Origin of the sequence: Bacillus sp. NTK071, from assembly GCF_017303315.1 — a bacterium.
Classification (GTDB): Bacteria; Bacillota; Bacilli; order Bacillales; family Guptibacillaceae; genus Guptibacillus.
Genome location: NZ_JAFKOI010000110.1, coordinates 1 through 263, shown reverse-complemented (window position 1 = coordinate 263; position 263 = coordinate 1). Strand labels below are relative to the sequence as shown.

At 63.9% G+C, this 263-nt stretch carries 1 protein-coding gene; it reads left to right on the top strand.

The genetic code is table 11. From position 1 onward, the window contains the following. A partial coding sequence (locus JI666_RS21245; RefSeq protein ID WP_206895074.1) for a phosphomethylpyrimidine synthase ThiC occupies positions 1-263 on the top strand: 263 nt, incomplete at both ends.

Genomic DNA, 263 nt, shown 5'->3' with positions numbered 1-263 from the left:
CCGGGCTACGACCATATCACCAGCGGTATCGGCGCGGCGATGATCGGCTGGTTCGGCTGCGCGATGCTTTGCTACGTCACGCCCAAGGAACATCTGGGCCTGCCCGACCGCGACGATGTGAAGACCGGCGTCATCACCTACAAGATCGCCGCTCATGCCGCCGATCTGGCCAAGGGACATCCGGCGGCGCAGGCCCGCGACGATGCGCTGTCACGCGCAAGATTCGAGTTCCGGTGGGAAGATCAGTTCAACCTGTCGCTCGA